Below are 24730 nucleotides of genomic sequence, written 5' to 3' on the forward strand. Positions count from 1 at the left end.
TTATATATTTTGAATGCAATTAAGCAACAAATATGCCAATAAAAATCCTTTTATCGCTTTTGTCTATTTATTCATCAAGATATGTGTTATTCAATGGCCGTTTCGATCAAACATGTTTCGAAATATAGACGAGCTCAATTGGAAGACTGTCGAAAAATATTCAGGTTTTTTATTGTGTTCAGCATTCAATGGAGATATAAACAAGCTACTCGTTTTTTAATTTAAGCTATGTCCTCACAAGAAAAAGAAACCTCGAACAGCCTGTACCGACAATGGCAAATTTTATCTCGTCTTTCTACCGGGAAGTGGATGGGTACCCGAGAGTTACAAGAAATTTTGCAACGTGAAGGTATTGATATCAGCTTACGCACCATTCAACGTGACTTAAATCAGATCTCGCTACGCTTTCCCATAGAAAGCAGTAAAACTGTGCCTCAGGGCTGGCGTTGGCGCTCGGATGCACCTATTCAAAGCCTGCCGCATATGACCAGTTCTCAAGCGGTGACCTTTATGATGGTCGAAGAACATTTAAAGCACTTGCTGCCGCCTAGCTTGATTGAAGAAATGAACCCGTGGTTTGATTTGGCGCGTCGTAGCCTATCGACCCAAAACAATGTCCGACAATGGATTAACCGGGTTCGTATTGTTCCTGCCACTCAACCTCTGATTCCGCCTGTAGTCGATAAACTGGCGCAACAAGCCATTTATGAAGGCTTACTGCAAGATAAACAACTGGAATGTGTCTATCAGGGGCGCAGTCATTTAAGTGAAGAAAAAACCTATATTTTGAACCCCTTAGCTTTGGTACAAAAAGGTGCAATCATTTATTTAATCTGTACCCGTCATGATAAAACCGACATTCAGACCTTTGCCCTGCACCGTTTTAGATCAGCAATAGTGCTAAATTCGCGTGCCATGCATCCAGTTAACTTTGATATCGATGCTTATATCGATTCTGGGGCATTAGGCTTTAGAGTTGACTATACCAAACCGACCGAAAATGTGGCATTAAAACTAATTATGTCTGAAGAAGATGCCCATTATTTTGATGAAAGCCAACTCAGTAAAGACCAGACCATCCAAAAACTGGACAATGGTTTAGCCCAAGTCACAGCAACCGTGCCTTTTACCTCACAATTGACTTGGTGGTTAAGAAGTTTTGGCAATAAAATTCAGCAGATTGAGCCGATTGAAGTTTCGAATGCTGTACGGCAAATTACGGATTAAATAAAATACTAAAATAAAAAAAGTCCCAATGATTGGGACTGGAGAATATTTCTATTTGGATCTATTTTTTATTGTCGTACTGTGGGCTTCAAGAACATCAAGCTTTATTGTTTCACCCTGATACAAAGCTTGATGGCGGCTGATTTTATCAATGGAGAAATAAACATTGCGCTTTAGCACGCCAAATCTCCAGTGTTATATCGAATTGATTTCATCGTCATATGAATTACCTCTGTTGCTAACGTAAAACCAATGTAGCCCACAATCCAACGAATGAGAAATCATAAGATCAGAAGCTTTAAGCTGAATTTTTATTAAGCATTTATTGTGAATCTCTATTTCCCCTTTTTCATATACTGTACATTTTTAATCCTTACTTTAATTTAAGTGAAACTTGTACAGCCCATGCTTATCTTTAAGGCCACCGATCCATGACTTATACATATGGATTTTACAAATCAGAACTTGTGCAGTGTATATAAAATAGGCAGATTCATGTTATGCAGAATTCGATGGAAAACATGAAAATGCCAGTTCCAGCCCAAGCCGTCAGACATAGACTTTTAAATACTTTTTTCTCACGATACTCAGTCTGGTTTAGCTGTATTTTTATTACCTTAACGATTAGCTGGTTTCGTATTATCTATGAGCCTCAATCTATTCATTATTTTCTTTCAGATCCCTTTCTGAATTCTTTATGGCTGATTTCAGGAATCCTTACACTGGTTGGCGTATATGATATCTTGCAAAGCCAACATTCAATTCTAAAAAATTATCCCATCATTGGACATTTCCGCTTTATTTTCGAAGATTTCCGTCCTGAAATTCGTCAATATTTTATTGAATCTGATCAAGATGCCCTGCCATTTTCACGCATGCAACGCAGCCTGGTCTACCGGCGGGCAAAGAATGAAAATGCAGACAAACCCTTTGGTTCTATTATTGACGTCTATCAGCAAGACTATCGTTTTATCACTCATTCCATTACGCCATGCAAGCCTGCTGACCCTGAAAGTTTTCGTATTCAGATTGGTAATCATCAATGTCAGCAACCCTATAGTGCTTCCATCATGAATATTTCCGCCCTGAGTTTTGGCAGCCTCAGTGCCAATGCCATTCGTGCTTTAAATCTGGGTGCGAAAATGGGCAATTTTTACCATGACACAGGTGAAGGCAGCATTAGTCCTTATCATCTGGAAAATGGTGGCGATATTGTCTGGGAACTGGGCAGTGGCTACTTTGGCTGTCGTACGCTGGATGGCCAGTTTGATCCGGAAAAATTTACCCGACAAGCCCAGTTAGCACAAATCAAAATGATTGAAATCAAGTTATCGCAAGGGGCAAAACCCGGGCATGGCGGTATTTTACCTAAAAGCAAGATTTCAGCAGAAATTGCCCAAATTCGTGGCGTGAGTCGTGATCATGACTGTGTATCCCCTTCGCAACATTCGACATTTAGCACCCCGATTGAAATGATGCATTTCATTCAGCGACTGCGTGAACTATCTGGCGGTAAACCGGTTGGATTCAAGCTTTGTATTGGTCAGCCCTGGCAATTTATGAGTATTGTTAAAGCCATGCTGGAAACCAAAATTGTGCCTGACTTTATTGTGGTCGATGGTTCTGAAGGAGGTAGCGGTGCCGCCCCGATTGAACTGATTGACCACGTGGGCACACCGTTACGAGAAGGCTTACTGTTTGTGCATAATACTTTGGTTGGTGCAGGCTTACGCAATCAAATTAAAGTAGGTGCCAGTGGTAAAATTATTAGTGCATTTGATATTGCCAGCATCATGGCCATTGGAGCTGACTGGGTAAATTCGGCACGTGGTTTTATGTTCGCTGTCGGTTGTATACAGGCGCAAAGCTGTCATACCAACCAATGCCCGGTCGGAGTAGCCACCCAAGATCAAGAGCGTCAAATGGCCCTGCATGTTCCAACCAAGGCAGTTCGTGTATTGAATTTTCAAAAAAATACCCTGCGCGCCTTATCCGAAATGATTGCAGCGGCTGGACTAAAACACCCAGCTGATATTAAGGCCCATCATTTAGCACAACGCATTAACGACAGGGAAATTAAAAACTATAAGCAATTACACTTCTGGTTAAAAGACGGTGAATTACTCAGCAGCGAAGCGAAACATAGCGAAAACTTTTATTCTCAGATGTGGCATTTAGCCCACGCAGAGAAATTTTAATCAACGACATAAACCAAAAAAGAAGCACATTTTTTTCAATAAAAAAGAGGTCAATATGACCTCTCTTCTACGTTGATTAAATAGAAAATCAATAATAACCATCTGAACTTTGGGCATGTAAAAATGCTGGAATTAAACCCGTTAATGCCGCACGAATATCAGCGCGTTCATTAATTAACTGATGCGAACCTTCTTCCAGCATTAATAAGGTTTGTAGCCGAAACTTACGACGAATAAACTCAATGTTATAACGCCAGTCCACGGTCTGATCTTGCGCACCTTGCGCCAACCATACAGGAATACGACATGCAGGACGTGCTTCCATCTCCTGCATCCATTTGGACATGGCTAGAATCCAGTCCATGCCCATCATACGAGGCTGTAAGGGATCTTTTAAACGCACAAAGCGTAGAAACTCTGGATTGTGGTTATTACGTCTAAAATGACGTGGTACTTGACGCTTGATGCGGCGAATAATGCCCAAACCTACAGAATTATGCCACCAGGCCGATTTCGCCGGTCGAATCAGTGGAGAAAGTAATAAAACCCGCTCCACGTATGGATTTTCACGGCGTTCCGCAAACTCCAGTAAATGATGCAGCAAAATGGCACCACCGGTACTTTGTCCAATTCCCAACCATGGTTTAGGCAGTTGACTGGCATTTTTAACATAGTGATAAACAGCGTGCAAAACCTGCTGATAATGGTCAAAGTTCTTAATGTTCGCAGGTGAGCCATCACTTAAACCATGACCGGGCAAATCATAGGTGATGACACTAAAACCCTGTTCCAGTAATTCGCGAATAATCGGCTGATAAATACCACTATGTTCCAAATAGCCATGCAATAAAAACACGGTTCCGCGTATTTTATTAAAAGCAATATTGGCTAAATTGGGTTGGAATACCTGTACATGCAATTTGAATAAAGGCATTTGTACATAGCCTTGCCAATGCTCACAATCCAGTAAATGCATACCATATAATTTACGATAAGCCTGAATCTCCACTGAAGGTTGATAAGGCTTATTCAGGTTTAAGGCTTCAAGCAATTGAGGTGTGGTTTCACGACTTGGAACCGGCAAATCCAGCTGTTTTAAAATACTGGGATTTAAAAATGGGATATCTGGCATCAAGGCACCTCCCGGCAATCACTGGAACCAAACCAGACATCACGAATCGTGGCTAACATTTCATAATTTGCACGGCGGCTATGATCATAATTTCGCTCACTTGGACGCCAGCGTGTCAGATGTGTCGGCATGGGCGCTTCAACAGGCATAGTTTCAATACCATTTAAGGCAAATAAACGACGCGTACGCGGCATATGATAACGATCGGTAATTAAAATCACTCTCGGTGCTCCACCTTTTTTTTGCAATAACAACGAGCTAAAACGCGAGTTTTCGCAGGTATTCATGCTTCGATCTTCCAGCAATTTCGCATCCACATCATGTTCTTTCAACCAGCGCTGCATATAAGGTGCTTCCACACCACTCAGTACGATCGGGAGTTTATATTCTTTTTCAATGGCTAAAGTTTTTTCTAAACGCAGCCGTGTGTAGTCATTCACCACAATATCTTTGCCGTTTTTATCCAAAGTGAGTCCGCCACCCAAGACCACAATCGCATAAGGTTTTGAACTTTGTAGCTGAGGTTGTTCATTCTGTTCGTGAATTAATGCAATATCTTGATAAATGGTTTCATCGACAGGTTCTTGAGCGACCAGTTCCTGTTCAATTTCATGTGTGCGAAGAAATTCTACATATTTTTCCATCAACGCTTTATTTTCAGTACTGTTCAAGTCCAACAAATCTTTAACTGTTTGAGCGGGATCTTCCTGTTCTATCTCTTCATCTACCGGTTTTGCAAGCAAGGGAATACGTGGTTTTTCCTGATCATCATTTTCCTCCTGTTGCGCTTCTTCAATCATTTGTTGCAAGGCTTTATAACGTGCCTGAATCACAGTCAAATTCTGCGAATTATGGTTTTGGATCGCTTCTTCCATCAACTTTAAATAGGCTTGTCGAGCAATCCATAACTTAGAACCCGGCTCCAGATTTTCATGTTCGCTCAATGCAGCCATTTGTTGACTTTTCGCAGCCACTTGATTGACTTCAACAGGAACAAAACTATTCAGAGCTTTTACCACCCAGCCTGAATAAAATGGCGAATAAATCAAAACCATGAAACAGCCGAAAAGAACAAATAACACCGATGCTATTTGTACCAATCGAACCATCCAATGCGATTTCGCCATAATTTTCTTATTCCAAATGTGAACGAATTAAACCGGCTTCATCAAACAGTACCGGTTCAGGTTCTAATAAAATGTTAAATTTTTGCTGCACATCGTGTTGTACGGCATGATAAGTGGCTTTCACATCAGCCAAAGTTGCCTGGTCATAATTCACCAAAACCAGGGCTTGTTTATGGAACATACCCACCATACCTAGCTGCTTACCTTTCCAACCCGATTGATCAATCAACCAGCCTGCTGCAATTTTAACGCCACCTTTCGCTTGAGGGTAATGGGGCAAATTCGGAAATGATAGTGCTAAATAGTCATAAAGCTGTTCTGAAATCACCGGATTTTTAAAGAAACTTCCCACATTGGGATATTCTTTTGGATCTGGCAACTTACTTTGACGGATTTGAATCACTTGCTTTTGCAAGTTTTCAGCGGTTTGCTCATCACCTACTGCTTGCTTGAGATCACCATAATTCAACATTAGATTCGCGTGTTTAAGCAATTTAAAAGTCACATGAGTAATCACAAAACGATTCGGATCATCTTTAAAAATACTATGTCGATATGAAAAATCACAGTCTACAGCCAGAATAGTACTGAATTTTTCTAATTGGCGATCATAAACCTGAACCGATTCAATAAACTCACCGGCTTCAACGCCATAAGCCCCAATATTTTGTACTGGAGACGCACCGACTAAACCCGGAATAAGAGCCAAATTTTGTAAGCCATACAGATTTTGCTCTGTGGTCCACAAAACGAAGTCATGCCATATTTGACCTGCACCCACACGAACAGTCTTGCTGTGTTCATCTTCAGCAAGATATTCAATACCCTGAATATCCATATGCAGCACCAGCGCATGAATATGTTCAGGCAATAACATATTGCTACCACCAGACAGAATCAGAACATTTAACTGTTGTTGCTTGGCATAATTTAGGGCATCCACCAACTCTTGTTGCGATTGGATTTTAATGTAATGTGATGCAGTCGCATCAAGACTTAAGGTATTAAAAGGCTTAAGTTGAATTTGAGTTTGAATATTCATGTGCTTAAACCTTTATTTCACATCGATCTGTTGTTTAAACTGTTGTTTGAAAATAGTGACCCACGCCAAACTACTCGATTCACACTGATCGAGTACACGCTCAAAACCCTCTACACCGCCATAATATGGGTCTGGTAAAGCTTGTTTGAGATAAATTTGATCGTATTCACTCATCAATGCAATTTTTGCCCGAATCTGACCTGTTCCATATTCTATATGTACCTGTTCTGAAAGAGCCTGAATATTAAATAAATTTTCATGATCCATCGCCAAAATCAGATCAAATTCAATGAAATCTTGAGGCTTTAATTGGCGCGCACGCAGGGCTGATAAATCATAACCACGCTTTAAAGCATGTTTCTGGCTACGTTCATCGGGCGCTTTTCCGGGATGATAATTACTGGTTCCCGCTGAATCAATCACAATATTGAGCTGATGTTCATCACAAAAATGTCTAAGCACAACTTCTGCCGTAGGAGAGCGACAAATATTTCCTAAACACACACATAACACCTTATATGGCGTTTTGGATGACATAACAACCTCGATAACTGCTTTATTTTCAGGTGTCTTATGTTAAGTTATTTATGGGATGAATCCTATAGAACGCTAAAACAATAATCTTGAATTTGATATCAAAAAGGATGCAATAGATGAGCCATTTTCAATTCCAGACCGTCTCGAATATTATTTCAGGGCTCGGCTCGATCTATGAGTTAAAGCAATTGTTGCAACAGCAGCCCTATAAAAAACTATTATTGGTCACCGATGCTGGAATGATTAAGCAACAATTACACTTACCGATTATTGAAATTTTGGAGATGATTCGGCTTGATTATGTCATTTATTCTAGCGTTCAAGCAGATCCTCCCGAACATATTGTTCTAGAAGCGGTTCAATTCGCAAAAAATGCAAAAATCGATATCGTTTTAGGTTTTGGTGGCGGAAGTTCTCTAGATGTCGCGAAAGTGATCGCCATTTTGGCACATCCTGAGCAACAGCAAACTTTGCAAGATTTATATGGCGTAAATAATGTTAAAAATCCACGACTGCCGTTATTTTTAGTTCCCACTACGGCAGGTACGGGTTCTGAAGTGACCCCTATTTCTATTGTCACCACAGGTGAAACCACAAAAACTGGCATCGTCTCTCCGGTGTTATTTGCAGATGTCGCCATTTTAGATGCGACTTTTACTCAAAACTTGCCTGCACATATTACGGCTGCTACCGGCATAGATGCGATGGTGCATGCGATTGAAGCCTACACATCAAAAATAAAAAAGAATCCCTATGCCGATATGTTGGCCAAACAGGCGCTCAGATTACTGAATAAAAACTTAAGCTTAGTCTTGACGGATGGACAGAATTTAGAGGCACGTCAAAATATGCTGGTCGGTTCAATGCTTGCCGGTCAAGCCTTTGCCAATGCACCTGTCGCTGCGGTACATGCACTGGCTTATCCGCTAGGTGGACATTTCCATATTTCGCATGGTCATAGCAATGCCTTGGTCTTGACTGAGGTTTTAAAATTTAATGCGCCCAAGGCAAAGCAACTCTATGCTGAATTGATGTGCTGGTTGGATCCCAAAAGTACCGGCAGCACTGATGGTTTATGCGATTTATTTATTGATCATATGCAGAATCATTTAGATAAAAGCGGTTTGATTTTAAAACTGAAAGATTTAAATGTTCCGGAAAATAAGCTTGAGCAATTAGCCAATGATGCCATGTTGCAAACCCGACTTTTACAAAATAATCCGCGTGAACTCCAATTGCAGGATGCCCGAAAAATTTATGAAGCTATTTATGCATAATTTGTTTTTGTTTATCTTCATATCATTTTTAAGCGATTTTTTATTGCAATCAAAAGATCGTATCAATAAAAACAATATCGCAAAGTCATTTGCTCGCCTGTAGATGACCTTGCTTTTACCCGCTTGCATTCATTTATTTTTAACAGTACAACTGAATATAAATGACCTGTAGAACATAAAATCACAATGAAGCAAATACCAAAACAACGCGCTGATTTTTCATACTTCTTACCCATTCAAACGCGATGGTCAGATAACGATATATATGGTCATGTCAACAATGTCACCTATTACAGTTATTTTGATACCGCAGCCAATGCTTTATTGATTGAAAAGGCAGGCTTTGATATTCGATATTCTCCAGTCATTGGATTGGTCGTTGATTCGGCCTGCAGTTTTTTCCAAGAACTTTCTTATCCTGAAATTATTGAGGTCGGCGTGGTGATTTCCAAACTTGGTAATTCATCCATGCAATACGATTTAGCAATTTTTAAACCGTTCCATGATGTCGCCTCTGCACAAGGTCATTTCGTACATGTCTTTGTGGATCGCCAGACAAGAAAAAGCACCCCGATTCCAATCGAAATGCGGGATGCTTTATCTCAATATTGTGTGAATGAATAAACTTATTTGAGCTGGATATTCTGTATTTCAGCATCAAAGTTTTGCAGAATATCCTTCACTGCTGCTTCTGCATGAAGTAGCTCTGAAGCACGTGCATAGGCCTTTTCTTTACGTTGATTTTGCATGCTATATGGCGTGATTGCTTCAACTTCAGCATATTTGACCTGAAAATGCGTATTCGGCCATTCATTTTTTAATGCTTGTTCTAAGGTGTGTTGTAACTGATTTAACAACTGTTCATATTGCGGTGGAATATGGAATAATGATTCCCCATCAATCTGACCGGTCATCACACCTTGTTGTGCCAGTTCCTGTACAGCAGGCGTTAAAGTGCTATTTCTAAACCAGTATTCCCACTTGTCTACCGTCCAATCACCTTCAAGCTGTTGAGGCGTTAGTCTTAAGATATCTTGTGGCATTAAGCCTGAATTTTGAGCTGATACAGTTTCAACAGCAACTCGCTTTTCTTCAAGACTCGGTTGTTCTAATTCAAGAACAGGCTCATCGACAACCTTGACTGCTGCAACTTTAGATACCGACTCAATCGGCATCTGTTCTTGGCTTAAGAATAAATCATCTTCTTGAACAGCTACAACAATGCCATCTTGTGGTTTTATCGTTTCAGCTTCTACCGCATCATTTAACGGTGCGATTTCATCAAACAGGAAATCATCACTGCTTGCGTCTTCTTGATCTGCGTTATCTGCTACAACATTAACATCATCATTCGATTCATCTAAATCAAACAATGCATCTTCTGATGCAGGATCAAATACAATTTGATCTGAGTTTGCTGTTGAATTCGGCTCTGTAACCTCAAGCATCGGTTCGTCCAAGAAATCATCTGAAGATGGTTCTTGAATTTGCGTACTTAACTGTGATTGAATTTCAGCAACAGGTGCTTGATATTCGTCAACGTGTAGTTGTGCATTTTGGACAGGTGCCTGAGCGGTGATCTGTGGCGCTTGTTGCTGAACCTGCTGTGGTGCAGATACCAAAACTTCATTCGGTTGTAATGGACGGAACGCGAGTAAGCGTAACACGCACATCTCAAAACCTTGCTCTTGTGTCACCGCAAGTTGCAAATCCGCACGGCCTTTACAAGCCACCTGATAATACAGTTGTAAATCTTGTGCTGAAATCAGCTGCGATAATTGCATGATTTTTTTATTAATTTCAGCGCTATATTTCAGACTTAAATCTGGTAAATATTGCAGTAAAGCCAATTCATGCAAAGTGGAAATCAACTGATCTAAAACCAGTGAAACATCTAAAGCCTGTTGTCTAAATTGCATCAACAATTCGCTAACACGTTGCTTTTGATTTTGATGAATGGCTAAAACCAGATCATAAATAATGGTTCGGTCAATCAAGCCAAGCATTTCTTTGACATCTTGATGCTGGATTGCGCCCTGACCATAAGCAATCGCCTGATCGGTTAAAGACAATGCATCACGCAATGAACCTTGTGCAGATTCAGCAATTTGCCAAATTGCATCCTGTTCTGCCTGAATCTCTTCTTTCTGTAAAATATGCGTCAGATGTTCAGTAATTTCATCCACAGCAAGCGGACGCAAAGTAAATTGCAAACAACGAGAAATGACGGTAATCGGAAGCTTTTGTGGATCGGTGGTCGCAAAAAGGAATTTGACGTGTTCAGGCGGTTCTTCTAATGTTTTCAGTAAGGCATTGAATGAATGCGTAGAAAGCATATGCACTTCATCGATTAAGTAAACCTTAAAACGACCTTGCGTTGGCGCATACGGAACGTTATCCAATAGTTCACGTGTATCTTCAACTTTAGTACGTGATGCAGCATCAATTTCAATTAAATCGATAAAACGACCTTCATTGACCGCTTTACAGGTTGCGCACACTTCACACGGTGTAGAGGTTACACCCGTTTCACAGTTCAAGCACTTTGCCAAAATACGGGCAATCGTAGTTTTACCGACCCCACGTGTGCCAGTAAATAAATACGCATGGTGTAAACGACCACGTTCTAAGGCACTGGTGAGCGCTCGTGACACATGGTTTTGTCCAACCAATTCAATAAAATTACGTGGACGATATTTACGCGCAAGTACTTGATACATGTATGCTCCTTTTTACAGGTCTAAGCATACTGTTTTTTTGAGTAAGAGTGAATGAACAATCTGCAAAAGCTTTCAATCAAATACGAGATAAGTAGAACTATTTTTTCGATTTTGCCATAACTTAAAGAAAATGGATTAAACCTTCTTTTCTAAAATAAAATCATCTTCCGCATTATAAATATTACCAGTCTGATCTTCCAGAATTTCAAGCAGTTGCTGATCTAAATCCACATAGATTAAATTCCGTGTCTTGACCTGCATCAATTCAAGCTTGCTCTGATCAGGATTACTAAACAGGAAATGTCCTGTATAGATTTCCCGCTTATCATTTCCACTTAAACTTTCACGTTTTAAAGTATAGCTCTTGTCCTGATTGAGCACTAAATCTACAGCCATGCCAGGACATTCTTCACAACGTGAAATACAGCTCATACACGGTGTCGTTCCTTGATATTCCCCAACCCATTTCGCAACTGTGACTTTCTGCTCTGCAACAGTGTCGGTTTGCTTATTATTTTCGTTACTCACCTGTGTAGAATCCTGACAACCCAACAAGACAGAAGAAGCAATTAGGGGAATAAGAATCGGCTTTTTCATCAGGACAACCCAATGTAGAGATTTTGGTGTGGGGAAAATATCACACTTTTTCCGAATTTACGCCTTCAGAATATGCGCTTACATTTCCAAATGATATGCCGTTTAAAACCAGCCCTTACGCCCTTTTAATGCTGCATCCGCACTACGTAAGGTTTCTTGGGTTAAACCCCACAGACGATAATCCCCCGTGATCGAAGCTGTAGCAAAATTATGCGTATAAGCGAAACTCAGATTACGCTCAGGGTCACACCATGCGCCAGAGCCATTAAATCCAATATGTCCAAAACCGTTTGATTTTTTCCCATAGTTAAAACCCGGTGATAGCCCAAACGCCAATGCATCGGTAAGGGCATAATACGGTCACGCTTGGTATATTGAACTGTACTTAAATTTTTAAAGATATCTGGGCGAATCAATTGCTGACCGTTCCACTCACCCCCATTCGCAAGCATGGCATAAATTTTTGCCAGACTATTCGCAGTGAAAACTCCATTTGCAGCAGGGATAACCGCTTTTAAACCTTCGTCACTAAAGAAACTAAATTTCTTCATTCCTTTGGGAATCATGGCATCTTGGAAATCTTGCGGGTTTTGTCCTGACCATTCAGCAACCTTATCAAATACTGAAGCTTTCTTTTTTTTCGGTTTTGCTTGTAATGAAGGCTTTTGTTCTGTTTTTAATTTTGAGAATGGTCTTGCAACTCGAGCCAACTCAGATTCAGCAACGCCAAAGTACGCACCATCTAAAGCTAAAGGTTCAACCAAATACTGTTGCATTAAAGCTGACAAAGATTTCCCTGTCGCCTTTTCAAGCACACCACCCACCTGCCAGCCAAAAGTTAAGGGTTGATAAGCTGCATCTACACCTATTTCAAATCGCGGTTTGGCATTGGCAATGACATCGAGCATATGATTCCAGTCAGCCATCTCAGATGCATCAGCAATATGATTACGAATGTCATATAAGCCACTTTGATGGCTCAATATATGCCTTAAAGTAATTTGCTCTTTACCATTCTGTGCAAATTCAGGCCAATACTGTGCAACTGGCGTGTCGTAATCTAAAAAACCTTCACTCACCAAAATATGAGCCAGTGTCGAAAGTACACCTTTACCCGTTGAATAGCACACTGACAGAGTATCGGATTGCCAGTTTTCAGTTTCTGATTTTTTACCTGTGTAAATATCAACGACTTTCTGCCCCTGGAAATAAACGACTAAGCTGCCCCACCTTGTTCAGCACGCGCATCCTGCATACGGCTAAATTGTTTGGCGAGGTCTTTAAAGCGCTTATCCACCTGTCCCTGATAATTTTCTGTATTGGCGAAGATATATTCTTTTATTTTGTTCATTAAACTGTGCTTTCCCTAAACCAGTCGTTATTTACCCAGAGCTTAAAACAAAAAAGCCTAAATCAGCAGTGAATTAGGCTTTGCTCTTATAGTGCTTTAATACTACCCGACACATGTGGTTTTTGGTTTTTTGTATTTCGAATCAGGAATTCGATATCCTTACCTTTATTTGCCGTTAAAAACTCAACTTTTGAAGGTAAATACATCGGCAACTTAAACCAGACATCCGCTTCATAGCTGTCTGGAAGAGTTAAGCTCGCCAATGCTTTGGCTTTACTCCACATCCCGTGGGCAATGGCTTGTTTAAAACCAAAAGCTTTTGCAGTAATGGCATGAATATGGATCAGATTAAAGTCACCTGAAGTTAAAGCATAACGGCGACCGGTATTTTCCGACACATTCCACTCTGCTTGCATTTCATAGGCAGGTGCTTTTGATTCAGCGACTTTAGCTGCAACTTTGCCATTGGTTTTTTGGCGTGCCAGATAAGTCGTTGTACCTTCCATCACCACTTCATTACCCACTTTTGTAATGGTAATAAAGTCAAACTGAACACCTTTGTCATGCGCTTGTAATTCACCAAACTTGCAAGACAAAGTCAGTTGTTCATTTACCCCAACTTTACGGGTCTGCTTAATCTGGTTACGAATATGCACCAGACCTAAAATCGCAAATGGAAATGCTTCTTGCGTCATCATGTGCATTTGCAGGCTTTGAGACAGTACCGCTAAATAAATCGCAGGAATATAACCGTTATTTTTAAAGCCACACACTTCGTTGTAGGCTTTTAAATGTTTTTGATCGACCTTGAATGAATCCACCACATATTCAACTTGCGGTAGCACTTTTTCACCCTTCGGCTTTTTAAAAATCAAGCCTTGAATCACTTTCGGATAGGCTAAATAAGGTTTTGGAAGTTGACTAAAATGGCGAGTATTCATACTGAACCTTTGGAAGTTTTTATTTCAATATTTTGAAAGCTCCTTCTCCCTCAGGGAGAAGGTTGGGATGAGGGGTGAATTCCATCCCATTTATAATACAAATAATTTTACCTCTCCTTAGCCCTCTCCTTTAAGGAGAGGGAAAATTCAAGGCTTTTGAGGATTAAGCACCCAACAAGCTTTGACCACACACACGAACTACGTTGCCATTTAAACCTGTAGAAGCAGAAGATGCAAATAATGCAATCGTTTCAGCAACATCGACAGGTAAACCACCTTGGCTCATCGAGTTCATACGACGGCCTGCTTCACGAATGGCAAATGGAATTGCAGCTGTCATTTGTGTTTCAATAAAACCAGGTGCAACGGCGTTAATGGTCACACCATTTTTCAATAATGGTGCAGTGAATTTAACTACCCCAATTACACCCGCTTTAGATGCTGCATAGTTGGTTTGACCTAAATTACCTGCGATACCTGAGATAGAAGATACACACACAATACGACCATTTGTATTGAAGCCATCATTTTCAAGAAGGTAATCATTGACACGCTCAATTGCAGACAAGTTAATGTTAATCACCAAGTCCCAAAGCTCAGGCTTCATGTTTGCCAAAGTTTTGTCACGGGTAATCCCTGCGTTATGCACGATAATATCCAGACCGCCTTGAGCAGCCGCAGCGGCTTTGATTTTTTCACCAGCGTCCGCAGCAGTAATGTCTATCGCTAACGTTGAACCACCAATTTCACCGGCAACACGGTCAAGGTCAGCCTGTTGTTGCGGAACGTCCAAGCAAATCACATGCGCGCCATCACGTGACAATACATGTGCAATCGCTTCACCAATACCACGGCTCGCACCTGTGACAACAGCTGTTTTACCCGCAAGTGGTTTTGCCCAGTCAATATCTACAACATCTGCTTTAGAAACACGGATCACCTGACCTGACACATAAGCAGAACGTGGAGACAATGCAAAACGAACTGTAGATTCAAGGTTTGCTTCAGCACCTTCATCGACATAAACTAGTTGGGCAGCAATACCTTTCTTGAATTCTTTACCCACAGATTTCACAAAACCTTCAAGTGCACGTTGTGCAATGGCTTGTTTCACTGTTTTTGCAGTTTCAGGTGTGATGCCAACAACCACAACACGACCAGACGTCTGGATTTGACGTGCAATCGGATTAAAGAAGTTATAGAGCTCTTTGAGTTGTTCAGAATTTTGAATACCAGATGCATCAAAAATCACAGCTTTAAACTTAGATTCTTTGTCGCCTTCATTAAATGCACTCAGGTTTAAACCTGTTTTTGCAGCAGCTTGTTGTAATTCAGTATTGTTACCTGCATAGCTGTTGGCATGAATGTTTGCAAGAACTTGCGCAATTGAACCCGATAAAGTTGAAGATGGTGCAGCACCAAATAAAACTGCCCCCTTAACCACCGGAGTTGCCGACTCAAAACGATCTAAAAAAATCGGTGATGGCAAACCTAAATTTTTGATGACAAATTTACCAATAGGAGATTTTGCGAAGGTTTGGTATTGGTCAGTCATGTTTATTATCTCTCATACAAATTAATTTTTGATGGATTTAAAGATATCCTTTTAACTTCAATATGATGTCTAGAGTCTTATATTTCAATACATCCATCAGTTTCTATAGAATCATACTTGAGTTAAACAATGGATGTCTTGACCTGAATGCTTTGTGTAATGTCATTGTAGTCAATTCAGCTATTTTTAGATTGTGTTAATGTACACGCCAAGAATACTGTAAAATGCTTGGAAAAGCCTTATGAGCAACACAACTCAAGAAAATCCAACAGTTGAAAATTCTGCTACGGAAACTGTGTCAAATACATCAAAAAGTACCGCGCGTACAACTAAAAGTTCTGGCACTGCCACAAAGTCAGCAAGCAATGCGACCAAGCCGACTCGACCTCGTTCAACGTCACCGCGTAGTAAAAGTACTGCTTCCACTACAAAAAAATCTGAATCTACAATTCAAACCGCTGTTCAACAGGATAAATCCATGAGTCAAAACACTGTTCGCCGCGTTGCTATTATCGGTGGTAACCGTATTCCTTTCGCTCGTTCAAACGGCGCTTATTTCACTGCTTCTAACTCAGACATGTTTACAGCAGTATTGAATGGTCTGGTTGAGCGTTTCAACCTGCAAGGTCAACGCTTAGGCGAAGTAGTTGCAGGCGCTGTTTTAAAACACAGCCGTGACTTTAACATGACACGTGAATGTGTGTTAAACACTGAACTGGCTCCTGAAACACCTGCTTACGATATTCAGCAAGCCTGTGGTACTGGCTTGCAAGCTGCTTTCCTTGTTGCAAACAAAATTGCCTTGGGTCAAATTGAAGTCGGTATTGCTGGTGGTGTAGATACCACTTCGGATGCGCCAATCGCATTCGGTGATGGTTTACGTAAAGCTTTACTTGAATTGAACATTGCAAAAACAGCTAAAGACCGTTTAAAAGCTTTAACTAAAATCAACCTGAAAGATTTAATGGACGCACCTAAAAATGGTGAGCCACGTACAGGTCTTTCTATGGGTGACCATCAAGCGATCACTGCACTTGAATGGGGTATTTCTCGTGAAGCGCAAGACGAACTTGCTGCATCTTCACATCAAAAAATGGCGGCTGCTTACGAAGAAGGTTTCTTCGATGATTTGATCACACCATTCCTGGGTTTAGAGCGCGACAATAACTTGCGTCCTGATTCAACTGCAGAAAAACTGGCAAAATTAAAGCCTGCATTTGGTAAAGGCGATGCACGTACGATGACTGCGGGTAACTCTACTCCGCTGACTGACGGTGCGTCATGTGTACTATTAGCTTCTGAAGAATGGGCTAAAGCAAATGGTCACGAAGTTCTTGCTTACCTAACATTCCAAGAAACTGCTGCAGTAGATTTCGTTGAGAAAAAAGAAGGCTTATTGATGGCGCCTGCTTATGCAGTTCCACGTATGCTTGAACGCGCAGGTCTTAAACTTCAAGACTTCGATTACTATGAAATCCATGAAGCATTCGCATCTCAAGTGCTTTCTACTTTGAAAGCTTGGGAAGATCCAAAATTCTGTAAAGAACGTTTAGGCTTGGATGCACCACTCGGTTCAATTGACCGTTCTAAACTGAATGTTAAAGGTTCATCTTTAGCAGCTGGTCACCCATTTGCAGCAACGGGCGGACGTATTATCGCCACTGCAGCAAAACTGCTAAATCAGAAAGGTTCAGGTCGTGTGCTTGTTTCGATCTGTGCTGCTGGCGGTCAAGGTGTGACAGCGATTATTGAAAAATAATCGAGTGAACGAATAAAAAAAGCACCTCAATTGAGGTGCTTTTTTTATGCTTCAAATTTAATTTTTATTAATCGGATTATTTTTAAAGTATTCATCGACTTTATTCCATGGTGCACGGGTTGCTACACTTTTGACCATATTCTGGTTCACACCTTGGCACAGTTCAGTATCAGGGGTCAAATGGAAAGCATTCACATTCGGATCCATATACGGTAATGAACCAGGACGACGTTGGAAATAGAAGTTTAGCCAATCAACCATTGGCTCAAAACCATAGCCTGCCATTGCCCAAGCACTGTTATGCCCACCCCAACGGTGACCAAACTCATGTGCAATAATACGGAAGCCAGATAGCCGATAATGACCATAGAAGAGCCATGTATCAACTCCGAGTACTTTCCATCCACCGAGTCCACCACCCATATTAGTCACACCCAAGTTCACTTCATCACGATTGAGAATATCTTGATATACACGGGCGTAATCTTCAGCTTTATAGAAGCCATTCGGACCATCCACTTTCCCTGCATTACCAAAGAAATCATGACCCATCACAGCTTTGTGGTTAAACCATAAAGTTTCGAATTCAGACGTACTCAGCATATACGCTAAATTGGTCATCATGATGACCCATTCACGTGCATATACTGGTGTTATACGGCACCATTTACCGGGTTCATCATACGTTCCAAAGTAAATTTTCCATTTTGCCTTAATCGAATTAAGCTTTTGTACATGTGTATCCGTTTCTGAATGAATACGAATATCGTCAAATAAATCAGCTGGCATTTCTACAAATTGGTTTAACCCTTCAAGCTGGACCGAACCTTGACCATCAACTCGATTAAATCGGGTATTGGCATTCATTTGGAGTGGCAATTCAGTCTTAGAAAATGGCTTCAAACTATCTAACTCTAAAAGGTTCACCCAAATATTGCTTTGACGTAATTTCGCTTGAATTTGTAAATTTCTGACAGGTACAGCACTGTAACTTTGTAAACGTAATTTATTTCGATCCAATTGTGCAGACAGAATCTTGTCCATAAAGACATGACGTTCAGCCACATTGGTCAACGTCGACCAACTTTCACCATCTTGTAAAACGCGTGTCTGAGTCGTTGCTTGTGTTTCTAACAGACGATTTGGCGTTGTTGTTTCACTATATAGTTTTTGTTTCACACGACGTAGCGGCAACACTGTGATGCTGTTCTTCCCAAGTGTATACAGCTCATCACCATATACAATCAGATCGTTGGATAAAGCGAGCGCTTGTGATTGACTTTGTCCTTTTAAGCGGAATTGTGCCGCTGAATCAACAACATTACTCGGTAGCACAGTTGTTGCAGCTTGAACATCTTGTTGCTTAAAGCTTTGAATACGACCCGAAGGTTGGGCAGCATATACCAGTCCTTCTTGTGCTGAATTCACAATCACGGTAGCAATACTATTTTGAGTCTTATTCGGTTCAATCAGAGTTGTTGAATCAGATGCCGCTACAATTTTATCAATATCATAAACATAGCTATTACCCGCATTGGTTGAAGCATATAACTGATTACCAATGACTTCTAAACGTGCCACACAACCTTTCATACAAGTCGGCAAACTCAAACGGCTGATTTTTTTGGCACTAAGGTCATTTACACCCTTTACATCCTCTTGTTTCCACACGTTGATACGGTTTTGTTGATCTGCAACAAAAACATAATCTTTATTCGCAGTAACGCCCATTGGGTAAGTGATGGCATAAGAGGATTGGTCACCATTTGATGAACCTGTCCCTAAAGACATGACCAATTCAGCCACTGCACCATTTAAATTAAACACATCGACACGCTGACCAGTACCTGTTGCCACATAAAGTCGATTTTGCTCAATATAGATATCTGTTAAGTCTGTCCATACAACCTTTCGTCCTAACGCATTGGTTACACTCAAAATAATCGGAGATAAAGCGCGTTTATTTTTGAGGTCATAACGCAAAATTTGTGGTGTTGGATGATAATCACTAATGTATAAAATATCGTTATGCTGAACTAAAGCCCGTGGACTCCAAGAGCTTAATGAAAAAGTGGCTGCTGTAAGTTCAGATGCAACATCGGCAATACGAACCGTACTTAATATATTTTCTTCTGCTACTACTGGTTGATCTATTGGTAATTGTACAGATTCTTCAGGATGAATAACCCCCGTATCTGATAATTGTTGATCTGAATCCCCTCCACCACCACAAGCTGTCATTAAAAATGCTACAGACAGCGCCAAAATGGCTAATTTAAGCTGCACAACTCACCCCCTAAATTTAAAAAACCAAAATAAAAATAAATTAAAAATCAATTTCTTATAACTTGTTTTTGTAGTTTGAACCAGCACAATGATTGAGGACTCAATCAAGTCCTCAATCATTACTAATTAACCATTCACATTATTTTTATAATAGCTTGAACTGAGCTTGGTTAATTTTTAATCATTTTAATTTAATTTTTCGATCATCAGGCATTCACACGCACACCCAATTGCATTTCGATATGGTCATAACACCACTGAAAAATAAAGGTATAAACCAGAATACACATGGTCATACTGAAATCGAGCAAAATGGCCTGTCCAATACTCATCTGCATCGCATAAGCAACCATTGGAATAGTGGCTAACATCAAGCCACCTTCAAAACCGATCGCATGCAGAATACGCACACCTACCGTTCTTTTTAATTGACGCTTGGCTTCAAACTTTTCAAAGAAATGGTTAAAAGTCATATTCCAGAACACTGAAGTTACCGCCATCACAATACCGAGTGTTCCAGTCACTTCCATCGGCATATCAAAAATAAAGCTCAAGGCAATCGCAATGATGACCAACAGGATGATCTCATAACTCAGCGCATGGACAATCCTTCTTTTGGAAATCAACATTTTAATACTCATTCATTTAGGTAAAGGCATTTTATTTTGATATTATTGATTAATCGAATTAGATTCTTTCAAAAGTTTTGATAGATGAATATTAACCAAGAACAACTGATTATTTTTAAGACTGTGATTGAAAGCGGTTCATTTTCTGCTGCCGCGAGAAAGCTGGGAAAAGTCCCTTCTGCGGTGAGTATGTCGATTGCCAATTTAGAAATAGATCTGAATTTATCACTATTCCAGCGTGTTGGACGCGAGCCTGTTCCAACACCGCAAGCACTCACCTTGTATGAAAAAACAGAACAACTCTTAATCGAAATCAATCAGTGGAAACAGCATGCTTTTGCCTTAAGTGAAGGCTTGGAATCAAGTTTGAATATTGTGGTGGTCTCCGAGCTGTTACATACGCACTGGACAGACTATATTTCACTGATCGAAAAGCAATTCCCGGAACTGCAAATCAATATTTTTTCAGCACCGCAAGAAGATGCTTTAAAAATGCTGCTCAATCAGACGGCGCAATTGGCATTGATGTTTGAACGTGAACAATTGGAAAGTCGTGAACAGTTTGTCGAACTTAAACGTGAAGCCTTGGTGCCTGTAGCTGCAATTGATTCGCCTATAGCTGCATTTGAACAAGTCAGCTATGAGCAAATTTTGCAAAGCCGGCAAATTGTGGTGGCCAGTCGTGACCGCACTATTAAGCCTGAATTGTTATTTTCAAAAAAATATTGGCGCACGGACAACAATCATTCTGCCTGTTCCATGATTATCGAAGGTTTGGGTTGGGGGGTTTTACCTTTGGAAATGTTAAATCAAAATCCACATATTAAGCAGCAACTTAAAATTCTTAACTTTTTAGATTTCAGTCCTAAATTTGAATATTTTGTCGATTTGGTCTGGAGTCGTGAAAGTCAACTGGGGGCAGCTGCTCGTTTTTTGATTAATCACATCCGAAATTCGCGGAAAAACACAAAATAGACAGGCCTTATACATGCTTTTTACTTGGGTTAAAAGCAGATTGTGATATAACAAATATAGGGAAATAACTTTAAGAACTAGACCAATGACTCAATCAGCCTTAAACCAATTAAAAAGCCTCACGACGATTGTTGCCGACAGTAGCGACCTTTCCGCTATTGAAAAATTCCGTCCCTTGGATGCAACAACCAATCCTTCACTGATTACCGCTGCCGCAAATCTGCCTGAAAATAAGCAACTGATTGAAGATGCATTTGAGCAGGCAAAGTCTGAAGGTTATAGCGGTGATCTTTTAGTTGAACGTACCATTGACATTCTGACGGTTAAATTCGGCGTTGAAATTTTAAAATTGATCGAAGGTCGTGTTTCGACTGAAGTCGATGCTGCCCTTTCTTATGATACTGATGCCACGATTGCCAAAGCCAAAGAATTACTGGCTTTGTATAAAAATTATGGTATCGATCAAAATCGTATCCTGATTAAAATCGCTTCAACTTGGGAAGGCATTCAGGCAGCCAAAGCATTAGAAGCGGAAGGCATTCATTGTAATCTGACACTATTGTTTGGTTTGCATCAGGCTCAAGCCTGTGCTGATGCCAATGTGACCCTGATCTCCCCATTTGTTGGTCGTATTTTAGATTGGTACAAGAAAGCAGAAAATGTAGATCACTACCCGATTGATAAAGATCCGGGTGTACTTTCAGTGAAGCAAATTTACCATTTCTACAAACAACACTGTATTAAAACGGAAATTATGGGTGCAAGCTTCCGCAGTATTGACCAAGTCCTAGGATTAGCTGGTTGTGACCTGCTTACCGTTTCGCCAAACCTTTTGGCAGAGCTTGAACAAGATCAACGTGAAGTAGTTCCTCAGCTTTCAACCAATCATGCACAAGCCCATTGCCAGCGTATCGTTACACCTTTAACCAAGGAAATGTTTAAAGATCAAATTGAACATGACTTGATGTCTTCACAACTTTTACAAAGTGGAATTGATGGCTTTATTAAGGCCCGCGAACAATTAAGTACATTACTTCGCCAATCTTTTGGCTTAGATGCTGAAATACAAGCTTAAAATAGTAATATTGCACCATCAAAAAGCCGATTTTGTTATAGTGAAAAAGTCGGCTTTTTGATCGTTTGAGAGTGTATTTATTGTGTTCGGCATCACCGATCTTACTACCTATATTATTGGTACAACCTTAATTGTGTTATTGCCGGGACCCAATTCTTTATACGTGATGTCCATCGCTTCACGTTTTGGCATTAAAGCTGGTTATAAAAGTGCTTTCGGTGTTTATACCGGTGACATTGTTTTAATTTTACTCACCGCCCTTGGCGCAGCTTCATTACTGCATGCTTTTCCCTGGTTATTTACCTTACTGAAAATTATTGGCGCAGTTTACTTAAGTTATTTAGGAATAAAATTGCTCATTGCGGCTTATCACACATGGAATTCCGCACACTCACAGAAAGAAATCGCTACTGTTGAAAAAAATATTGAGCAACTCCATCCCTTTAAAACTGCATTAACCATTAGCATTTTAAATCCTAAAGCGATTCTGTTTTATTTATCCTTCTTCGTACAATTTGTAGATCCTGCTTATCCATACCCGGCAATTACCTTTACTGCACTTGCGGTCGTATTACAGATCATTAGTATGAGTTATTTAACCCTCCTGATTTTTTCAGGGGCCAAACTGGCGACTTACTTTACCCAGCGCTATAAAGTGACTGCATCCTGTGTTGCTGCTGTTGGAATTTTATTCTGTGGTTTTGGGATTAAACTTGCGACAACGACTTTGTAAATTTCGAGTCATGTTAAATCATTAAATCCATAACAACGCTATTTATTATTTCAATTATGCCTTTGCGCTTAAAAATGAAAGGCGTATGATTATTACGCTTTTCAACCATTATAAAATGATCACCGCAAAGGATTTATGCAAAAACTTCTCCAAGACTTTTCTGTCCCTGCTGTATTTGCAGGTTTCATTACCTTTCTGATTGGTATTAGTGTTTCTGCGGTTTTAGTCATTCAAGCTGCACAAATATTGGGGGCTACTCCAGAGCAAATCACCTCCTGGTTTTGGGCCTTAGGTTTGGGGATTGGGATATCGGGTTTAGTTTTATCGTGGAAGTTTAAATATCCTGTTGCGACATCTTGGTCTACTGCGGGGCTTGCACTCATTTTAGCGACGGGTAGCGGCTATAGCTTATATGAAGCCATTGGTGCATTTTTCATTAGTGGGCTACTCACCGCTATTTTAGGTTTTTCAGGTATCTTTCAGAAAGTTTTGTCCTATATTCCACAAAGCTTGACCAGTGCCATGCTTGCCGGTGTATTACTCAAATTTGGCATCGCGCTTTTTGCAAGTATGCAAAATGATTGGGGATTTATTCTTTCACTTTTAGTCGTTTACATTTTATCTAAACGACTGTCACCACGTTATAGCATCGTGATTACGGTGATCGCTGGACTGGCCCTTTGTCCAATGTTTATGGAGTTTCATACTCCAGTTTTACAATGGAGCTTAGCCAAGCCTGTATGGATTACGCCTGAATTTACCTGGTCGGCTATTTTAGGTTTAGCCCTGCCTTTATTTGTGATTAATATGGCATCTCAATATTTACCCGGAATTGCCATGATCAAAAGCTATGGCTATCAACCGCATGTGAATCAACTTATTGGCTGGACCGGAGTTACCCAAACATTACTTGCCCCTTTTGGTTGCTACAGCGTCAATATTGCGGCTATTAGTGCTGCGGTCAGTTTAGATGATCAAGTGCATCCTGATCCTAAAAAACGTTATATTGCAGGAATGAGCTGCGGTTTTTTTTATATTGTGATGGGTGTTTTCGCGGCAACGCTCACTAGTTTACTGATGTCTTTTCCGCCTATTTTTATTGTGGCCCTTGCAGGAATTGCTTTATTTGGCACCATCAGTCACAACATTGCCATCGCCTTTCAAGATGTCAGTGAACGAGAAGCCGCTTTAATGACCTTCTTGTTCAGTGCTTCAGGAATACAGTTCTTCGGGATTGGTTCCGCGTTCTGGGGATTATTATTTGGTTTTGCGGTGTCTATCATCTTGAAGTTTAGAACACAGTCATCATTCAAATAATTTAGGTTTTTACTATTTAGTTTTTTACTCCTTATATCCCTAGCTTGGGATATAAGCATATTTCATCTATTTTTATTTTCCCTAAGGAATGGTCTTAATCACTTGAGATAATAAATAAAAAGAAATGACATAAAAGACGAAAGTAAGCATCCGGTGAAGCCTACTTCAGTCAGGCAGGCTTCCACTTATGCGGCAACAATTCTTCAATCTGGCTCATTTTCTGTGTCGGCAGTCTTTTCAGCACATCACTGA

The 24730-nt window shown here is 40.3% G+C and carries 19 protein-coding genes and 1 pseudogene; 9 read left to right on the forward strand and 11 right to left on the reverse strand.

Going from position 1 to position 24730, the window contains the following annotated elements:
* The first annotated feature begins 228 nt into the window (after positions 1–228).
* Positions 229–1227, forward strand: coding sequence for a helix-turn-helix transcriptional regulator (locus HLH14_RS08455; RefSeq protein WP_067726150.1), 999 nt, complete (start codon positions 229–231; stop codon positions 1225–1227).
* A gap of 527 nt (positions 1228–1754) precedes the next feature.
* Positions 1755–3425 (forward strand): FMN-binding glutamate synthase family protein, encoded by a 1671-nt coding sequence (locus tag HLH14_RS08460; RefSeq protein WP_214645556.1) that lies wholly within the window; start codon positions 1755–1757, stop codon positions 3423–3425.
* An 88-nt stretch (positions 3426–3513) separates the two neighbouring features.
* Here the strand turns inward: HLH14_RS08460 and HLH14_RS08465 are convergent, their stop codons facing one another.
* The 4 genes from HLH14_RS08465 to HLH14_RS08480 are packed head-to-tail and all read right to left on the reverse strand — an operon-like array spanning position 3514 to position 7263.
* Positions 3514–4557, reverse strand: coding sequence for an alpha/beta hydrolase (locus HLH14_RS08465; protein WP_067726148.1), 1044 nt, complete (start codon positions 4555–4557; stop codon positions 3514–3516).
* Positions 4557–5684, reverse strand: coding sequence for a YdcF family protein (locus HLH14_RS08470; RefSeq protein WP_171532900.1), 1128 nt, complete (start codon positions 5682–5684; stop codon positions 4557–4559). The genes HLH14_RS08465 and HLH14_RS08470 overlap by 1 nt, the downstream gene beginning before the upstream one ends.
* A gap of 7 nt (positions 5685–5691) precedes the next feature.
* Positions 5692–6726 (reverse strand): UDP-N-acetylmuramate dehydrogenase, encoded by a 1035-nt coding sequence (murB, locus tag HLH14_RS08475; RefSeq protein WP_171532901.1) that lies wholly within the window; start codon positions 6724–6726, stop codon positions 5692–5694.
* Between the two features lie 12 nt (positions 6727–6738).
* Positions 6739–7263, reverse strand: coding sequence for a low molecular weight protein-tyrosine-phosphatase (locus HLH14_RS08480; RefSeq protein ID WP_171532902.1), 525 nt, complete (start codon positions 7261–7263; stop codon positions 6739–6741).
* A gap of 116 nt (positions 7264–7379) precedes the next feature.
* Here HLH14_RS08480 and HLH14_RS08485 point away from each other — a divergent pair, with 116 nt between their 5' ends.
* Both HLH14_RS08485 and HLH14_RS08490 read left to right on the forward strand, forming a co-directional pair.
* Positions 7380–8540: an iron-containing alcohol dehydrogenase gene (locus HLH14_RS08485; protein WP_171532903.1), complete on the forward strand. Its 1161-nt coding sequence runs from the start codon at positions 7380–7382 to the stop codon at positions 8538–8540.
* Positions 8541–8726: 186 nt separating this feature from the next.
* The gene (locus tag HLH14_RS08490) at positions 8727–9164 is read left to right on the forward strand and encodes an acyl-CoA thioesterase (protein ID WP_171532904.1); all 438 of its coding nucleotides are present in this window, start codon (positions 8727–8729) and stop codon (positions 9162–9164) included.
* A 2-nt stretch (positions 9165–9166) separates the two neighbouring features.
* On the opposite strand, the gene dnaX is transcribed toward HLH14_RS08490, so the two are convergent.
* The 5 genes and pseudogenes from dnaX to HLH14_RS08515 form a co-directional block, all read right to left on the reverse strand.
* Positions 9167–11260, reverse strand: coding sequence for a DNA polymerase III subunit gamma/tau (dnaX, locus tag HLH14_RS08495; protein ID WP_171532905.1), 2094 nt, complete (start codon positions 11258–11260; stop codon positions 9167–9169).
* Positions 11261–11395: 135 nt separating this feature from the next.
* Positions 11396–11857, reverse strand: a complete 462-nt coding sequence (locus HLH14_RS08500) for a copper resistance protein NlpE N-terminal domain-containing protein (protein ID WP_171532906.1) — start codon at positions 11855–11857, stop codon at positions 11396–11398.
* Between the two features lie 227 nt (positions 11858–12084).
* Positions 12085–13208: pseudogene (locus HLH14_RS08505) on the reverse strand (serine hydrolase domain-containing protein).
* A gap of 86 nt (positions 13209–13294) precedes the next feature.
* Complete coding sequence (locus tag HLH14_RS08510; protein ID WP_171532907.1) at positions 13295–14149, reverse strand: MaoC family dehydratase; 855 nt, start codon at positions 14147–14149, stop codon at positions 13295–13297.
* Positions 14150–14312: 163 nt separating this feature from the next.
* Positions 14313–15704 (reverse strand): 3-oxoacyl-ACP reductase, encoded by a 1392-nt coding sequence (locus HLH14_RS08515; protein ID WP_171532908.1) that lies wholly within the window; start codon positions 15702–15704, stop codon positions 14313–14315.
* Positions 15705–15945: 241 nt separating this feature from the next.
* Here HLH14_RS08515 and HLH14_RS08520 point away from each other — a divergent pair, with 241 nt between their 5' ends.
* Complete coding sequence (locus HLH14_RS08520; RefSeq protein ID WP_171532909.1) at positions 15946–17463, forward strand: acetyl-CoA C-acetyltransferase; 1518 nt, start codon at positions 15946–15948, stop codon at positions 17461–17463.
* A 57-nt stretch (positions 17464–17520) separates the two neighbouring features.
* Here HLH14_RS08520 and HLH14_RS08525 read toward each other — a convergent pair whose 3' ends face one another.
* Complete coding sequence (locus HLH14_RS08525) at positions 17521–19749, reverse strand: hypothetical protein (protein WP_171532910.1); 2229 nt, start codon at positions 19747–19749, stop codon at positions 17521–17523.
* A 206-nt stretch (positions 19750–19955) separates the two neighbouring features.
* Positions 19956–20378, reverse strand: coding sequence for a chlorhexidine efflux PACE transporter AceI (aceI, locus tag HLH14_RS08530; RefSeq protein WP_131270775.1), 423 nt, complete (start codon positions 20376–20378; stop codon positions 19956–19958).
* Positions 20379–20462: 84 nt separating this feature from the next.
* Between aceI and aceR the strand changes: the two genes are divergently transcribed.
* The 4 genes from aceR (at position 20463) to HLH14_RS08550 (ending at position 24478) form a co-directional block, all read left to right on the forward strand.
* Entirely contained in the window at positions 20463–21353 is an 891-nt protein-coding gene (gene aceR, locus HLH14_RS08535) for an HTH-type transcriptional regulator AceR (RefSeq protein WP_067726119.1), read from the forward strand.
* A gap of 85 nt (positions 21354–21438) precedes the next feature.
* Entirely contained in the window at positions 21439–22428 is a 990-nt protein-coding gene (gene tal / locus HLH14_RS08540) for a transaldolase (RefSeq protein ID WP_171532911.1), read from the forward strand.
* A gap of 82 nt (positions 22429–22510) precedes the next feature.
* A complete protein-coding gene (gene leuE, locus HLH14_RS08545) occupies positions 22511–23161 on the forward strand; it encodes a leucine efflux protein LeuE (protein ID WP_171532912.1) in 651 nt (216 codons plus the stop codon).
* Between the two features lie 135 nt (positions 23162–23296).
* The gene (locus HLH14_RS08550) at positions 23297–24478 is read left to right on the forward strand and encodes a benzoate/H(+) symporter BenE family transporter (protein ID WP_171532913.1); all 1182 of its coding nucleotides are present in this window, start codon (positions 23297–23299) and stop codon (positions 24476–24478) included.
* The last annotated feature ends 252 nt before the right edge of the window (positions 24479–24730 follow it).

The organism is Acinetobacter terrae (genome assembly GCF_013004375.1).
GTDB classification, from domain to species: domain Bacteria; phylum Pseudomonadota; class Gammaproteobacteria; order Pseudomonadales; family Moraxellaceae; genus Acinetobacter; species Acinetobacter terrae.

What these genes read in the sequence shown, in the direction of transcription:
- HLH14_RS08455 (WP_067726150.1), top strand. Translation starts at nt 229, where the DNA reads ATGTCCTCACAAGAAAAAGAAACCTCGAACAGCCTGTACCGACAATGG.
- HLH14_RS08520 (WP_171532909.1), top strand. Translation starts at nt 15,946, where the DNA reads ATGAGCAACACAACTCAAGAAAATCCAACAGTTGAAAATTCTGCTACG.
- HLH14_RS08515 (WP_171532908.1), bottom strand. Translation starts at nt 15,704, where the DNA reads ATGACTGACCAATACCAAACCTTCGCAAAATCTCCTATTGGTAAATTT.
- tal (WP_171532911.1), top strand. Translation starts at nt 21,439, where the DNA reads ATGACTCAATCAGCCTTAAACCAATTAAAAAGCCTCACGACGATTGTT.
- HLH14_RS08465 (WP_067726148.1), bottom strand. Translation starts at nt 4,557, where the DNA reads ATGCCAGATATCCCATTTTTAAATCCCAGTATTTTAAAACAGCTGGAT.
- HLH14_RS08485 (WP_171532903.1), top strand. Translation starts at nt 7,380, where the DNA reads ATGAGCCATTTTCAATTCCAGACCGTCTCGAATATTATTTCAGGGCTC.
- HLH14_RS08550 (WP_171532913.1), top strand. Translation starts at nt 23,297, where the DNA reads ATGCAAAAACTTCTCCAAGACTTTTCTGTCCCTGCTGTATTTGCAGGT.
- HLH14_RS08470 (WP_171532900.1), bottom strand. Translation starts at nt 5,684, where the DNA reads ATGGCGAAATCGCATTGGATGGTTCGATTGGTACAAATAGCATCGGTG.
- HLH14_RS08500 (WP_171532906.1), bottom strand. Translation starts at nt 11,857, where the DNA reads ATGAAAAAGCCGATTCTTATTCCCCTAATTGCTTCTTCTGTCTTGTTG.
- HLH14_RS08490 (WP_171532904.1), top strand. Translation starts at nt 8,727, where the DNA reads ATGAAGCAAATACCAAAACAACGCGCTGATTTTTCATACTTCTTACCC.
- dnaX (WP_171532905.1), bottom strand. Translation starts at nt 11,260, where the DNA reads ATGTATCAAGTACTTGCGCGTAAATATCGTCCACGTAATTTTATTGAA.
- aceR (WP_067726119.1), top strand. Translation starts at nt 20,463, where the DNA reads ATGAATATTAACCAAGAACAACTGATTATTTTTAAGACTGTGATTGAA.
- aceI (WP_131270775.1), bottom strand. Translation starts at nt 20,378, where the DNA reads ATGTTGATTTCCAAAAGAAGGATTGTCCATGCGCTGAGTTATGAGATC.
- HLH14_RS08460 (WP_214645556.1), top strand. Translation starts at nt 1,755, where the DNA reads ATGCCAGTTCCAGCCCAAGCCGTCAGACATAGACTTTTAAATACTTTT.
- HLH14_RS08480 (WP_171532902.1), bottom strand. Translation starts at nt 7,263, where the DNA reads ATGTCATCCAAAACGCCATATAAGGTGTTATGTGTGTGTTTAGGAAAT.
- murB (WP_171532901.1), bottom strand. Translation starts at nt 6,726, where the DNA reads ATGAATATTCAAACTCAAATTCAACTTAAGCCTTTTAATACCTTAAGT.
- HLH14_RS08510 (WP_171532907.1), bottom strand. Translation starts at nt 14,149, where the DNA reads ATGAATACTCGCCATTTTAGTCAACTTCCAAAACCTTATTTAGCCTAT.